This is a genomic window from Nocardioides sp. NPDC057577 (assembly GCF_042801335.1).
Lineage (GTDB): Bacteria > Actinomycetota > Actinomycetes > Propionibacteriales > Nocardioidaceae > Nocardioides.
This window is the reverse complement of record NZ_JBHVGB010000054.1, coordinates 1-12,724: the sequence shown is the minus strand read 5'-3', so window position 1 is coordinate 12,724 and position 12,724 is coordinate 1. Positions and strand designations below refer to the sequence as shown.

Genomic DNA, 12,724 nt, shown 5'->3' with positions numbered 1-12,724 from the left:
GCTCGCGGTCCATCCACTCGCCGCCGGCCCGACCACATGCAATGATTGTCAACAATCAAACTCTTTCTCGGTGACCTATCGGAGACCACGTTGACAGTGACATCGAGCTTCGAACCCGTGCACAGGGAGTCGACGGCCTCGGTCATCGCTCGCCAGCTGCGTACGGCGATCATGGAGCGCACCCTGCAGCCCGGTGCACAGCTGAGCGAGACCGCGCTCTCGGCCCAGTTCGGCGTCAGCCGCGGCCCGCTGCGTGAGGCGATGCAGCGCCTGGTCCAGGAGGGCCTTCTCCGCAGCGAGCCCAACCGCGGGCTCTTCGTGATCGAGCTCGACGAGGCCGACATCCGAGACATCTACGTGGCCAGGGCAGCCGTCGAGGGTGCCGCCGCCACGATGATCGCCAGGGCGCGAGTGCCCGCGGCGCTGCGCGAGCTCCGCGCGGCCTGCGACGCGATGACCACGTCGCTCGAGCTCGGCGACCCGGCCGCGCTCAGCGATGCCGACTTCCACTTCCACGACGTGCTCGTGCAGTGCTCCGGAAGCCGGCGCCTGGCCCGGATGCACCAGACCCTGATCGTCGAGACGAGGATGTGCCTGACCGCGCTGGAGGGCACCTACCAGCAGCCGCTGGAGCTGGTCGAGGAGCACAACCAGATCGTCGCCGCCATCGAGGCGGGCGACGTGAAGCTGACCCTCAAGCGCGTCGAGCTGCACATGGACGAGGCGCTGCGGCGCCTCATCCACGCCGAGGACGACGATAACCAGCCCTACATCTAGGCCCATTTCTGGGCCTACATCGCGATCCCGACGTACTTCGTCTCGAGGAACTCCTCGATCCCGGTACGCCCGCCCTCCCGCCCCAGTCCCGAGGCCTTGACGCCGCCGAAGGGCGCGGCAGGGTTGGAGACCACGCCCTGGTTGAGCCCGACCATGCCGGACTCGAGCGCCTCCGCGACCCGGAGGCCACGGCGCAGGTCGTTGGTGAAGAGGTAGTTGACCAGGCCGTACTCGGTGTCGTTGACCGCCTCGACCACCTCGTCCTCGGTGTCGAACGGGGTCAGCGGCGCGACCGGCCCGAAGATCTCCTCGCTGCCCATCTTCGCGGACGCGGGGACCCCGGTGAGCACGGTCGGCGGGTAGAAGTAGCCCGGCCCTTCGGGGGCGGTGCCGCCGGTCAGCACCCGGGCGCCGCCGGCCACCGCGTCGTCGACGAGGGTCTGCACCTTCTCCCTGGCAGCCTCGTCGATGAGCGGCCCGACGCGTACGCCCTCTTCGACGCCACGACCGACAGGCAGCTCGGACATCGCCTTGGCGAGCCGGTCGCCGAACTCCTCGATGACCGAGCGCTGCACGAAGATCCGGTTGGCGGCCGTGCACGCCTCCCCCGTGTTGCGCATCTTCGCGGCCATCGCTCCCGCGACCGCCTCGTCGATGTCGGCGTCGTCGAAGACGACGAAGCCGGCGTTGCCGCCGAGCTCCATGGACGTACGCAGCACCTTCTCCGCGCTCTGCGCGAGCAGCACGCGCCCGACCGTCGTGGAGCCGGTGAAGGAGAGCTTGCGGATCACGCCGGAGCGCAGCAGCGGCTCGGTCAGATCACCCGGCTCGGTGGTCGGCAGAATGTTGACAACCCCCTCCGGCACGCCCGCCTCGCGCAGGATCTCGCCCAGCGCCAGCATCGAGAGCGGCGTCTGCTGGGCGGGCTTGACGATGCTCGTGCAGCCGGCCGCGATCGCCGGCCCGATCTTGCGGGTGCCCATCGCCATCGGGAAGTTCCACGGCGTGATCAGCAGCGCCGGTCCGACCGGCTGCTTGGTGATCAGGAACCGGGAGCCGCCGGCAGGCGCGGTCTGATAGCCACCCTCGATCCGCACCGCCTCCTCGGCGAAGTGGCGGAAGAACTCCGCGGCGTACGCGATCTCGCCCTTCGCCTCGGCCAGCGGCTTGCCCATCTCGAGCGTCATCAGCAGCGCCAGGTCGTCGATCCGCTCGTGCAGGAGGTCGAAGGCGGCCATCAGCATGTCCGCGCGGGCTCTCGGCGCGGTCGCGGCGAACTCCGCCTGCGCGGCCGCCGCGGCCTCCAGCGCACGCGCGCCGTCCTCGGGCGTCGCGTCGGCGACGGCGCAGAGCACCTCCCCCGTCGACGGGTCGAGCACGTCGAACGTGGCCCCGTTGCTCGCATCCACCCACCGGCCGGCGACAAGAAGCCCCTTGGGCACCTCCGCCACGACCCGCGCCTCGTTCGGTTCTCCACTCATGCCGCATCGACCTCCGGGGTTGGCATCCGGCCGTCCGGGCTGACAGTCGGCGAACGCTGGCCTACTCTAGTAGCCAGTCGGATTGTCGACAATCAACAGGAGTCCACGGTGGCCAACCTCTCCCCCATCCTCAAGCAGGCAACCCCGGTCGTGGCGGCTCGCGGCGAAGGCGTCCAGCTCTTCGACGAGGACGGTCGGCGCTATCTCGACTTCACCGCCGGCATCGGCGTGACCAGCACCGGCCACTGCCATCCGAAGGTCGTCGAGGCCACCCAGCGCCAGATCGCCGACCTGATCCACGGTCAGTACACGACGGTCAGGCACCGCCCGCTCCTCGACCTGGTCGACCGCCTCGGCCCCGTCCTCCCGGCCGGTCTCGACAGCCTCTTCTTCGCCAACTCCGGCTCGGAGGCCGCCGAGGCGGCGATCCGGCTGGCCCGCCAGGCCACCGGCCGGCCCAACATCGTCGTCTTCCACGGCGGTTTCCACGGCCGCACCGTCGCGGCCGCCTCGATGACCACGTCGGGCACCAAGTTCCGCGCCGGCTTCAGCCCGCTGATGGCCGGAGTCGTGGTCTCGCCCTTCCCCGACGCACCCCACTTCGGCTGGCCGCAGGAGCAGGCGACCGAGTTCGCGCTGCGGCAGCTCGACTACACGCTGCAGACCCAGAGCGCCCCGGCCGACACCGCCGCGTTCCTCGTCGAGCCGGTCCTCGGCGAGGGCGGCTACGTGCCCGCCGACAAGGCTTTCCTCGACGGCCTGCGCGAGCGCGCCGACCGGCACGGCATCCTGCTGATCATCGATGAGGTGCAGACCGGCTTCGGCCGCACCGGCGAGTTCTGGGGCCACGACCACTTCGGCTCGCGTCCCGACATCATCATGACCGCCAAGGGCCTGGCCTCCGGCTTCCCGCTGTCCGCGATCGCGGCGAGCGAGGAGCTGATGTCGAAGGCCTGGCCCGGCTCGCAGGGCGGCACCTACGGCGCCAACGCCGTCGCCTGCGCCGCGGCCCTGGCCACCCTCGACGTCATCGAGGAGGAGGGCCTGGTGAAGAACGCCGCCGAGCGCGGCGCCGAGCTCCGCTCCGCCCTGAAGCAGGTCGCGAGCAAGCACGAGGCGATCACCGACGTACGCGGCCTCGGACTCATGCTCGGCAACGAGTTCCGCACCCCCGACGGCGAACCCGACGGCGCGACCGCCACCGCGGCCCAGCAGGAGGCTGCCCGGCGCGGCCTGCTGCTGCTCACCTGCGGCGCCTGGGGCCAGGTCCTGCGGTTCATCCCCGCCCTCGTCGTGGACTCCGCGGCCATCGACGAGGCCGCCGGACTCTGGGCCCAGTCGGTCGACGCCGTCCTCGGCTGACTCATGACGTACGACCTCGAGCGACTGCTCCGCTGGGAGCACGCCGGCGCGACCTGGGAGGCGATCTGGCCGCGCGCCGGCGAAGTGACGATCGTGCTGTGTACCTGCGACAGCGGCGAGGAGGTCGACCGCTACACCTCGGCGGCGGCCGACCTGCTCGACCACGTGAGAAGCCACGCCGAGGGGTGACATCCGGTCGGCCGCCGGCTCGGCGTCGCGGCACAGCGCAGGAAGCAGAACACGAACACGGCCACGCACAGGACCAGCGACAGCGACGCGTTGAGGGCGAGGTTGCGGCCGAAGTCGCGGGCCCGGACGTGCGCCGAGACGGCGCAGACGAAGTAGACCACCAGCGCGGCGCTGGTCAGCGCCCCGACGTACGGCACCCACAACCCGGCGACCAGGCCGGCGGTGGCTGTGACCTTGACCCACGGCATCACCGGCCACAGCGCCCGCGGCAGCCCGACGTCGGTGAAGCACCGGGCGATGAAGCCGACCGGCTTGAAGCACATCGCCGCATCGCCGATCTGGATCACCGCGAGCAGAACGACCGGCCACCACGGTTCCGGAACGTCACGGACGTACGTCGCGACGACCCCGCCGAGATCGTTCTGCCCGGCCGCGTAGATCGCGGTGACGACGAGCGTCGCGACCGCCGACGCGAGCCCGCCGGTCGCGCGACCCAGGCTTCGGTCCCCCACCCGCAGGTGTGCCCCGATCGCGAGCACGAAGAAGGCCACGAACCCGGCAGCCGCGACGAGCCCCACCGCAGGCACCGCGAGCCCGACGAGCAGACCGAGGAAGCCGAGAGCGTAGGAAGCGCCGATCAGGAACCTCAACCATTCCATCGGCACCGAGAGCCGTTGGGCCTCGCTCACGGGTATCCGGTGTCCGGTCAGGTTGAGCACCGCCCCGCCGAGGGCGGCGATCGAGGCGATGAGGGTCAGGGCGAGATAGGTAGCCGTCATGGCCATCCAGACACCGCGGCCCGGTCATCTGTGACGCCCAGGGGCTACCTGCTCAGCAGCCCCGCAACCGCCCCGAGCCCCGCAAGCCCGGCGTCCCGCACCGCCACGACCGGTCGGTTCTCGACCTGGCCGAGCACCCCGACCAGCCGCGAGGCCCGCACCAGGCGGGATGTCGCGGGCCTCCGGGTGCGGTCGTACGCCACCAGCGCGCTCTCGACACGAGCGTGGCCGGCGAGCTGGGCAGCCAGCACGGCGGCGTCCTCGATCGCGGCACAGGCGCCTTGGCCGAGGTTGGGGGTCGTCGCGTGCGCGGCATCACCGAGGAGCACGACCCGCCCATGGTCGAACCGCCTCAGCGGCAGCCTCAGATCGCAGATGTCTCCGCGGATCACCGCGCTCGGCGGGGTCGCCGCCAACAGCTGCGGGATCGGCTCGTGCCAGTCGCCGACGAGCGCGGTGACGTCGGCGTGGTGGTCCCCACCGGTCTCCCCGGCCGGCCGGTTGGCGGTCACGAACCAGTAGGTCCGGCCATCCACCAGCGGGACGTAGCCGACGCGCACCCCGGTCCCCCAGGTCTCCCCGCCCGTGGTCGAGGCCTCTCCCGGCACCGGCTCCGCGGTCACGCCGCGGTAGGCGGTGTAGCCGGCATAACGTACGTCCTCGCGCTGGTGCAGCTCGTTCCTGATCGTGCTGCGGATCCCGTCGGCGGCGACCACCACGTCGGCCGGGCCGCGGCCGTCGACGTCGTCGAGATCGGCCAGACAGGTGACCGTCACCCCGGTGCGTACCTCGATCCCGTCGCGCGTCCCCAGCTCGGCCACCAGAGCCTCGTGCAGCCGGGCCCGATGCACCATCACCGGAGTCCGCTCTGCGGCTTCGGCACCCACCTTCGCCAGCCAGCGCCCGTCGGGCCGCCGCAAGCCGGCCTGGATCGCAGGCCGGGTCCCGTCCACGAGGCGATCCGCGACCCCGAGGTCGGCGAGGATCTTCCACGCCCGCGGCCAGATCGAGAGGCCGGCCCCGACCTCGCCGAGCTCCGGCGCACGCTCGAGGACGGTCACCTGCCACCCCACCCGCGACATCGCGAGCGCCGCGGTGAGCCCTCCGATCCCCGCACCGACCACCAGAGCACGCCGACCCGCTGAGCTGTTCACGCCACGAATCTAACCGGATGAGTATTCGCACTCATGCGCGCGGCGTCTCGATCGGGGAGGCTGAGGACATGAAGCTCCTCGTACGTCTCGCCGCGATCCTCGGCGCCAGCCTCCTCTACTCGCTCGTGATGACCAACTTCTTCCCCACCGAGGACGCGGACATCGGTGCCGGCCTGATCTACTTCGCGGCCCTGATCGTCGTCTCCGGAGCCTGGGGCCTGTGGGACGGCTACCACTCGACCGTCCTGCCGCCCGTGTTCGTGCGCTGGGCTGTGGTCGCTCTCGTGGTCGGTCTCAGCGGCCCACTCAAGATCTGGTTCGAGGAGGGCCGAGACGTCGGCGTCCTGCTGAGCGACCTTCGGTACCTGACGCCGTTCGTCGCCGGCCTCGTCCTCGCGCCCGCGGCGGTCGGGATCGCGCTCGGCTACGCCCTCAACAGCCGAGACCGGAGCCTGCCGGGGAGCGCACCGCACCACCCGTCCCTCTAGGCTCTCCCCCAGCAACCGACCCAGGAGGAGCCCGCATGACCACCTTCCGCGAGGCGATCGAGGCCAAGGACATGGATGCCGTGGAGGCGATGCTCGCCGACGACGTCGTGTTCACCAGCCCGGTCGCGTTCAAGCCCTACCCCGGCCGGCCGATCACCGCAGCGATCCTGCGAGCCGTGGTGAAGGTGTTCGAGGACTTCACCTATGTCCGCGAGATCCATGACGGCGCCCACCACGCCTACGAGTTCACCGCCAAGGTCGACGGCCTCGAGCTCAACGGCTGCGACTTTCTCACCTACGACGAGGAAGGGAAGATCGTCGACTTCAAGGTGATGGTCCGCCCGCTGCGCGCCGCCGAGGCCCTCGCCACCCGGATGGGCGAGCAGTTCGAGGAGATCAAGGCCGCCGCGATGCGGGGCTGAGACCGGCTACTCGGCCGATCGGCCCTCGCGCCGCTCCTGCTGCCGCTGCTGCGCCTCGGGCAGGAACTTCAGGCACGGTGCGTCCGCCTCGGGGTGCTTCTGCATGAGGTGGAAGATCCATCGGTCCATCGCCGCCATGAAGCCGTTGTCCTCGCCGGAGCGGTAGGTCGCCCACTTGATCCGGTCCCTGACGACACACTCCGTGCAGGTGATCTTGTAGACGAACTGCTCCTGGGCGTCGAGATCGATCCTCACCGTGGCCATGGGCCCGGCCTGCGAGGCGGCCTTCCGCTCACGCGCGGACCTGCTCGCTGTCATGCTGCACCTCGTTCTCGTCGGGAGGGAAGCGTACGTCAGGCAGGCCGGACGGTTCGCCGCAGCACCCTCATGGGGCTCCGGCCGCCACGTCAGCTGATCTGGAAGACGAGCCCCTTGTCGCCGACGGTCACGATCAGCACGTTCCCGTTGAGCTCGACGTGGTCGGTGGTCTGGTCGTCGACGACCGCGAGGACAGCCTCCTCGTTGAGCCGCGCGGCGCCTTGGCACCTGCCGCGTGTCACGGTGGCGGGCCCGAAGGCGATCTGGGCGTCCACGACTCGCACAGTCGTGCGTCCGCTGTTGCAGCCGGTGAAGAGGCGGGAGAGCCCATCCTGACCGACGGTCAGCCACGGGCGGCGCGTGTTCACCGGGAGCCGCGCGGTGGCACCGTCGGCGATCGTGCCGACGACCGTCCAGACCCTGCCGAGCAGGGTGTCGAGGGGTGGGGCGGAGGTGCTGGCGAACTGGATCGTGACGGCTCCACTGGTCAGGGTCAGGGCGGACCCATCGCCCGTGCCCTGCATACCGTTGGTGAACTGGTCGGTCAGCCACCGATCCTGCTCGTCAAGCTCCGGTGAACAGGCCATCCTCGAGCTGGCCGGCGGCTCGGTCCAGGCGAGGGTCCCGTCGGTCACGGCATACGGGCCGAACAGGGTGTTGCACCCGGCCGACATCGACATCGTGTCGTCCTCGAACGCCAGTTGGATGGTCGACCCCTCGACCAGGTCGTGGCCCTCCACCGAAGTGGACTTGTACGTCGCCCCGTCGAGGGCCGCTGCCTTCACGGCCGTCGGCGACTCGTCCGCGGTCGTGGTCGGCTCCTCGCCCGATGTGTCACCGGAGCCCCCGCAGCCGGTGAGCACTCCGAGGACGAGGACAAGGATGGCCCCGAGCACCAGGACGTCCGTGCTCCGCCGGACGGCCATCAGAACGTCACCGGGTCGCGGACGATCGGGCAACTGCCACTCGGATTGGTACACGTCGCCTCCGGTCTCGATACCCGCAGCGAGTCCAGGGCCCAGAGCCATGGCGACCACGTCGACGAACGGGGTCGAGCCTTCGTCGATGACGTCGACGCCGGGCGCGGTGTGGAGGAGGCGACTTGCCGCGCTGATGCCGTAGGCAGGATAAACCCTGTCGCCCTGAAAAGTTAAGGGTGGCGACCCGTCGTCCACTTGTCCCGAAGAACCCTGCTCCCGGTGAGCTCGAGCGCGGTGGCCAGAAAGACGATGCGCGCAGGACTGGAGTGGAGGCGAATCATGGTCACGGTGTGCTAAGGGTTCTTCATGTCGATCTTTCGCGACTCACAGCCTGAGCTACCGCTGACGGCTCGTCAATGATTGACGCCCTGCTGGTCATCGGTGGGCTCGTCGCCCTTCTCGGGGGCGCAGAACTCGTCGTCCGTGCCGGGACGGGCCTGGCCACCAGGCTCGCAGTTCGCCCGATCATCATCGGGCTGACCGTGGTGTCGGTCGGTACGAGCGTGCCCGAGCTCGCCGTCGGGATCGACGCGGCTCTGAACGGCAGCCCGAACCTCGCGATCGGCAACATCGTCGGCACCAACCTCATCAACTTTCTGTTCATCCTCGGACTCAGCGCCCTGCTCATCCCGATCGCTATCGACCGAAGGACGGTCAAGTTCGACCTGCCCGCGATGATCGCGGTGACGCTCGCCCTCTACCTCATGGCCCTCGACGGCGTGCTCACTCGTCTTGACGGCGCCCTCCTCCTGGCAGGCGCCGTCGCCTACACCCTAGGTCTGATACGTGTCAGCCGGCGCGAGACAGCGGACGTCGAAGAGGACTACACGGGCGCTGTATCGGCGTCCTCGGAGCGTGGGCTGACACGCATCGGCCTGTCTCTCCTGCTCGGACTCGCCTTGGTCGTCGGCGGCGCCGAGCTGCTCGTCGAAGGGGCTGTTTCCGCCGCCCACACGTTGGGCGTCAGCGACGCGGTCGTCGGACTCACGGTCATCGCGATAGGCACGTCCGCACCCGAACTCGTCACCACCATCATGTCGACCGTGCGGGGGGACCGGGATATCGCTATCGGCAATCTCCTTGGGTCAAGCATCTACAACATTGCGGCAGTGTTGGGCCTGACCGTCCTGGTCGCACCGAACGGCGTTCCAGTCTCCGAGGAGGTGCGCAACGCCGATCTCCTCCTCCTGGTGGTCACCATGGTGGCCGCGTTGCCAGTTCTCGTGAGCGGTGCCCGGATCACCCGAGCAGAGGGTGGGCTGTTCGTAGCCACCTACATCGGTTACCTGGCGTGGCTACTCCTGACACGTACCTGACCTTTGACGAGGACTGCGTCAGCACGTCGTGACCACGTCGAAGCGGCCGCCGGCTGACTCCTGGAGGGTCGTGACGGTCGCGTCGCCCTGGCCCAGGTAGTCCTCCGAGACCTCGGCGTAGAAGGGGTTGTAGGGGTTGGTGCCGTACGAGTGGGCGCGCCCGGCTGCCTCGTGCTGGGCGTTGGTCGCCGAGCCGCAGTAGAGGCCCGGCTCGGTCGGCGGGTCGGTCGGATCCTCCGTCGGCGGGTCCGTCGGCGGGTCGGTCGGCTCGGTGCCCCGCTCGACGCGGCGGTTGTTGTCGAAGAAGAAGTCCGTGACGTACGCCGGGTAGTCGATCGAGTTCGTCGTGACGTACGAGCCACCGGGGCCGCCGCCGGCCGGCCAGTTGTGTCCCATCCCGGTGTTCTGGATCAGGGACACACGCGGACCGTTGCCGTCCGACCACAGCGTGCCGGAGCCGGCGGTGTTGTTGCCGGCCAGGCCTGCCAGGGAGAAGGACGACTGCGACCCGGCGCCGTAGATCCCGGCCATGACCTGCGCGTTCAGGGTGTTGTAGGCCGGCGCGACGGTGGTGTCGTTGGAGCCGTAGATCACCGAGGTGAGCTGGCTGCCGAACCCCGAGGAGGCGGAGCCGGCGAACGTACGGCAGGTGTTGGTCACCTGCGACTGGCTCACCGCCACGGACCCGATCTGCCCCGAGGTCGTCCCGACCGAGGGGCCTGCGTTGATCCCGATCCCGGCGAACACGTCGGGCGCCAGGCAGCCCATCACCATCGTCTCGCCGCCGCCCGAGGACAGCCCGGACAGATAGACCTGCTCGGGGTCGATGTCGAGGGCCGGATCGGCGAGCAGGTCGCTGACCAGCTGGAGGAGGTTGTCGTCGTGCCGCCCCGGCGAGGTCCGGGAGTGGTTGCTGTCGTAGTAGTCCCAGCACCCGAGGAGTACGCCGCCGTTCGGTGCCGCGGGGATCGCCACGACCATGCCGCGCGCATCCGCGGTCGCGGCCCAGTTGCCGCCGTCACGCAGGGCGGCCGAGGTCTGGACGCAGCCGTGCAGACTGACCATGAGCGCACGCCCGGTACCGAGCGTCGGGGCGGTGCTGGGGACGTACAGCTGGGTCGTCATCCCGCCTGCCGTCCGGGCAGTCCACGCACCGGCCGCGGCGGCGGTGTCGCTCGGCGGGGCGACGGACAGCGCCGCACCGCCCGCCAGCACCAGACCGAACCCCGCGAGCGCGGCGCCGATCCGTCGTTGTCGGAACCTGGGCGAGATCCGTGACCCGAGACGCATGACCGATCCTCCTGTGGGAGCCCCGCCCACCGCCTCCCGGCAGGCAGATCGACGGTAGATGTGACGGTCACCACAGGTCTATGTCGACCGGGGCCACATTCCGGTGCTCGGACGTGTCGATCCGGCGCCGCTCACCGGTAGAGCTCCTCGTCGATGCTCGCCAGCCGCGACGGATGGACCCGCTCCCCCAGCCCGTAGAACTGCTGGAAGCTCATCACCAGCGGCCGCCAGCGATCGGGGTCGATCCGGTGGGCGTGGCCGTCGAGCCGCAGCTCCGGTGCGACCCGCACCGCAGTCACCGCGACCTCCACGGCGAGCAGCTTCGGCTCACCGAGGTCATGGAGCGCCGCAACCGTCCCCTCGATGTGCACCGGGCACTCCGCCACCGACGTCGGCAGCACCGTGTCGGATCCGTACGCCGTCAGCCCGGCGTGCGCATACTTGTCGGCCACGTGCACATACCCGCGTTCGGCCTTCGCCGACGACATCGCCGCATTCCCCGTGGTCAGCGCGAGCCGGTCGACCTGGGTGACCAGGTCGACGCCGGGTAGGTTCAGCACGATCTCGGGCCGGTCCCTCAGATTGCGCGCCGTCTGCGACGAAGCGCCCATCCCGAGGACCGCCGTACGACCCAGCCAGAAGACCGACGACATCGGCATCAGGTTGGTCGTACCGTCCTCATTGAGCGTCGAGAGCAGCACCACCGGCGTGCCGAAGTAGAGGATGGCCGGATCGATGTCGACATGCGTACCCATGCCTCGAACCTAGGGTGCGACGCGGACGACTTCCGGCGGGTATCCGACGACGCAGTCAGGGGCGTCGGGTGAACCGGATGGTGCCATCAGGTAGTCGCTCATGGACATACGCCGGAGCGTGCGCCAGACGATGGTGATGCGGACACAACAAGGCCCCGTCCTTGAGGTCGGTTTTCCCACCGGCGGCCCAGGGGTCGAGGTGGTGGGCGTCGCACCACTCCGGGGGCATGTCACACCCTTCGGCCTGACAGCACTTGGCCCGCAGCCGCAGCGCTTTGCGTTGGATGGGCTGGAAGAACCGGCTGGCTCGGCCGGCGTCGAGGACCTCACCATCACCGCCCAGCACCCAGGGGATGATGGTCGCGTTGCACGCCAGCTTGCGGGTCTCGGCGGCGCTGATGGTGGCCCCGTTGGTCTCGTCGTAACCCAATGTGGCGATGCCGAGGTCCTTGCGAAGCTCGTCGAGGGAGATCACCACGTTCACGGTGGTCGCATCGCCCCCGTGGCGGGGCAGCGCTGCGGGGTCGAGGGTCTCCAGCAGCCGGGAGAAGCCCTGGCCCATCAACCGCTCCCACGGCGGCAGCGGGGCGCCCTTGGCGACGAGCTGTTGTTTGCGGGGTTGGGCATAGGCCCCGACCAGTCGCTTGAACCGCATCCCGATCGAGGTCGGCAAGACGCCGTCGAACCCGACGGTTCCGTCGTGGTTGTCCCAGACCCGCAGCGCGGTCTTCTGCTGGGCACGTTCTTCCTCGGCGACCAGCGCCTTGGCTTCGGCGTCCTCGAACCGGGCGGGGTCGACCTCGGTCAGAATCTTCCGGCCGACGATCCGCAGCTCGTTCGCCGTCAATTGGGTCGCGTAATCCACGAGGAGCTTCTCGGCCAGGGCCAGGTCCTCGGCACTCGCGACCGGGTCGGCATGGACCTTGTCCAACGCCCGGGTGATGACACGGGCCTTGTCCAAAGACACCACACCTTCGGCCAGACCGGCAGCGACGAGGTCGTACTTCGCCACCCCGGTCGCCAGTTTGATCTGGGAGCGGGCCACACCCTTGTCGACCAACAACTCGGCCCGCATCCACGCGGAGGCATCCTTGTCTCCGGTCTCCTCGGCGATGTCACCGGACGTAGCGAGGACCCGCAGCTTCAGTGCGGCCTGTTGGGCCTGGAGTTTCTCCAACCGCTCGAGCAGGTCCTTCTTCGTCGAGGTCCGCCAATAGGCAGGGTCGCTCGAGAGGAGGTCGCGGAGGGAGGATTCGATGGCCTGCAGGGCAGCGTCGATCGCGTCGCCGGGGTTGGTGGCCCAGGGGTCGATGTCGCGGCCGAGACTCATCGCTTACCCTCCCTCAGAGGTGTGTCGTGATGGGTCTGATTCTACGCCTTCGACGGATACCTAACCAGCCATAGGTGCAGGTC

Annotated in this window: 14 protein-coding genes; 6 read left to right on the top strand and 8 right to left on the bottom strand. The window is 69.5% G+C overall.

What is annotated here, in order from left to right; translation table 11 throughout:
• Nucleotides 1-96: 96 nt before the first annotated feature.
• On the top strand, nucleotides 97-777 hold the full coding sequence (locus ACFU7D_RS13255) for a GntR family transcriptional regulator (protein WP_378867736.1): 681 nt from the start codon (nucleotides 97-99) through the stop codon (nucleotides 775-777).
• Between the two features lie 14 nt (nucleotides 778-791).
• On the opposite strand, the gene ACFU7D_RS13250 is transcribed toward ACFU7D_RS13255, so the two are convergent.
• Entirely contained in the window at nucleotides 792-2,258 is a 1,467-nt protein-coding gene (locus ACFU7D_RS13250; protein ID WP_378867697.1) for an NAD-dependent succinate-semialdehyde dehydrogenase, read from the bottom strand.
• Between the two features lie 108 nt (nucleotides 2,259-2,366).
• Between ACFU7D_RS13250 and ACFU7D_RS13245 the strand changes: the two genes are divergently transcribed.
• Together ACFU7D_RS13245 and ACFU7D_RS13240 are read left to right on the top strand one after the other, a co-directional pair.
• A complete protein-coding gene (locus ACFU7D_RS13245) occupies nucleotides 2,367-3,620 on the top strand; it encodes an aspartate aminotransferase family protein (protein ID WP_378867695.1) in 1,254 nt (417 codons plus the stop codon).
• A gap of 3 nt (nucleotides 3,621-3,623) precedes the next feature.
• The gene (locus tag ACFU7D_RS13240) at nucleotides 3,624-3,809 is read left to right on the top strand and encodes a hypothetical protein (protein WP_378867693.1); all 186 of its coding nucleotides are present in this window, start codon (nucleotides 3,624-3,626) and stop codon (nucleotides 3,807-3,809) included.
• On the opposite strand, the gene ACFU7D_RS13235 is transcribed toward ACFU7D_RS13240, so the two are convergent.
• Together ACFU7D_RS13235 and ACFU7D_RS13230 are read right to left on the bottom strand one after the other, a co-directional pair.
• Nucleotides 3,752-4,594, bottom strand: a complete 843-nt coding sequence (locus ACFU7D_RS13235; RefSeq protein ID WP_378867691.1) for a DoxX family protein — start codon at nucleotides 4,592-4,594, stop codon at nucleotides 3,752-3,754. The two genes, ACFU7D_RS13240 and ACFU7D_RS13235, sit on opposite strands and share 58 nt — an antisense overlap.
• Before the next feature lie 38 nt (nucleotides 4,595-4,632).
• Nucleotides 4,633-5,742, bottom strand: a complete 1,110-nt coding sequence (locus tag ACFU7D_RS13230) for an FAD-dependent monooxygenase (protein WP_378867689.1) — start codon at nucleotides 5,740-5,742, stop codon at nucleotides 4,633-4,635.
• A 17-nt stretch (nucleotides 5,743-5,759) separates the two neighbouring features.
• Between ACFU7D_RS13230 and ACFU7D_RS13225 the strand changes: the two genes are divergently transcribed.
• Complete coding sequence (locus ACFU7D_RS13225; protein WP_378867687.1) at nucleotides 5,760-6,230, top strand: hypothetical protein; 471 nt, start codon at nucleotides 5,760-5,762, stop codon at nucleotides 6,228-6,230.
• A 35-nt stretch (nucleotides 6,231-6,265) separates the two neighbouring features.
• Nucleotides 6,266-6,652 carry a nuclear transport factor 2 family protein gene (locus tag ACFU7D_RS13220; protein WP_378867685.1) on the top strand — a complete coding sequence of 129 codons (387 nt, stop codon included), beginning with the start codon at nucleotides 6,266-6,268 and terminating at the stop codon, nucleotides 6,650-6,652.
• A 6-nt stretch (nucleotides 6,653-6,658) separates the two neighbouring features.
• Here ACFU7D_RS13220 and ACFU7D_RS13215 read toward each other — a convergent pair whose 3' ends face one another.
• Nucleotides 6,659-6,970 (bottom strand): hypothetical protein, encoded by a 312-nt coding sequence (locus ACFU7D_RS13215; RefSeq protein WP_378867683.1) that lies wholly within the window; start codon nucleotides 6,968-6,970, stop codon nucleotides 6,659-6,661.
• Nucleotides 6,971-7,059: 89 nt separating this feature from the next.
• Nucleotides 7,060-7,896, bottom strand: coding sequence for an META domain-containing protein (locus ACFU7D_RS13210; RefSeq protein WP_378867681.1), 837 nt, complete (start codon nucleotides 7,894-7,896; stop codon nucleotides 7,060-7,062).
• A gap of 410 nt (nucleotides 7,897-8,306) precedes the next feature.
• On the opposite strand from ACFU7D_RS13210, the gene ACFU7D_RS13205 reads away from it, so the two are divergent.
• Nucleotides 8,307-9,266, top strand: coding sequence for a calcium/sodium antiporter (locus tag ACFU7D_RS13205; protein WP_378867679.1), 960 nt, complete (start codon nucleotides 8,307-8,309; stop codon nucleotides 9,264-9,266).
• 18 nt (nucleotides 9,267-9,284) lie between these two features.
• Here ACFU7D_RS13205 and ACFU7D_RS13200 read toward each other — a convergent pair whose 3' ends face one another.
• From ACFU7D_RS13200 to ACFU7D_RS13190, 3 genes are all read right to left on the bottom strand, one after another.
• Entirely contained in the window at nucleotides 9,285-10,556 is a 1,272-nt protein-coding gene (locus ACFU7D_RS13200) for an alpha/beta hydrolase family esterase (protein WP_378867677.1), read from the bottom strand.
• Nucleotides 10,557-10,687: 131 nt separating this feature from the next.
• Entirely contained in the window at nucleotides 10,688-11,311 is a 624-nt protein-coding gene (locus ACFU7D_RS13195; RefSeq protein WP_378867675.1) for a flavin reductase family protein, read from the bottom strand.
• Nucleotides 11,312-11,366: 55 nt separating this feature from the next.
• Nucleotides 11,367-12,641, bottom strand: coding sequence for a DUF222 domain-containing protein (locus tag ACFU7D_RS13190; protein WP_378867673.1), 1,275 nt, complete (start codon nucleotides 12,639-12,641; stop codon nucleotides 11,367-11,369).
• Nucleotides 12,642-12,724: the final 83 nt, after the last annotated feature.

What these genes read in the sequence shown, in the direction of transcription:
- ACFU7D_RS13205 (WP_378867679.1), top strand. Translation starts at nt 8,307, where the DNA reads ATGATTGACGCCCTGCTGGTCATCGGTGGGCTCGTCGCCCTTCTCGGG.
- ACFU7D_RS13200 (WP_378867677.1), bottom strand. Translation starts at nt 10,556, where the DNA reads ATGCGTCTCGGGTCACGGATCTCGCCCAGGTTCCGACAACGACGGATC.
- ACFU7D_RS13215 (WP_378867683.1), bottom strand. Translation starts at nt 6,970, where the DNA reads ATGACAGCGAGCAGGTCCGCGCGTGAGCGGAAGGCCGCCTCGCAGGCC.
- ACFU7D_RS13220 (WP_378867685.1), top strand. Translation starts at nt 6,266, where the DNA reads ATGACCACCTTCCGCGAGGCGATCGAGGCCAAGGACATGGATGCCGTG.
- ACFU7D_RS13195 (WP_378867675.1), bottom strand. Translation starts at nt 11,311, where the DNA reads ATGGGTACGCATGTCGACATCGATCCGGCCATCCTCTACTTCGGCACG.
- ACFU7D_RS13210 (WP_378867681.1), bottom strand. Translation starts at nt 7,896, where the DNA reads ATGGCCGTCCGGCGGAGCACGGACGTCCTGGTGCTCGGGGCCATCCTT.
- ACFU7D_RS13240 (WP_378867693.1), top strand. Translation starts at nt 3,624, where the DNA reads ATGACGTACGACCTCGAGCGACTGCTCCGCTGGGAGCACGCCGGCGCG.
- ACFU7D_RS13235 (WP_378867691.1), bottom strand. Translation starts at nt 4,594, where the DNA reads ATGGCCATGACGGCTACCTATCTCGCCCTGACCCTCATCGCCTCGATC.
- ACFU7D_RS13190 (WP_378867673.1), bottom strand. Translation starts at nt 12,641, where the DNA reads ATGAGTCTCGGCCGCGACATCGACCCCTGGGCCACCAACCCCGGCGAC.
- ACFU7D_RS13250 (WP_378867697.1), bottom strand. Translation starts at nt 2,258, where the DNA reads ATGAGTGGAGAACCGAACGAGGCGCGGGTCGTGGCGGAGGTGCCCAAG.
- ACFU7D_RS13225 (WP_378867687.1), top strand. Translation starts at nt 5,760, where the DNA reads ATGAGTATTCGCACTCATGCGCGCGGCGTCTCGATCGGGGAGGCTGAG.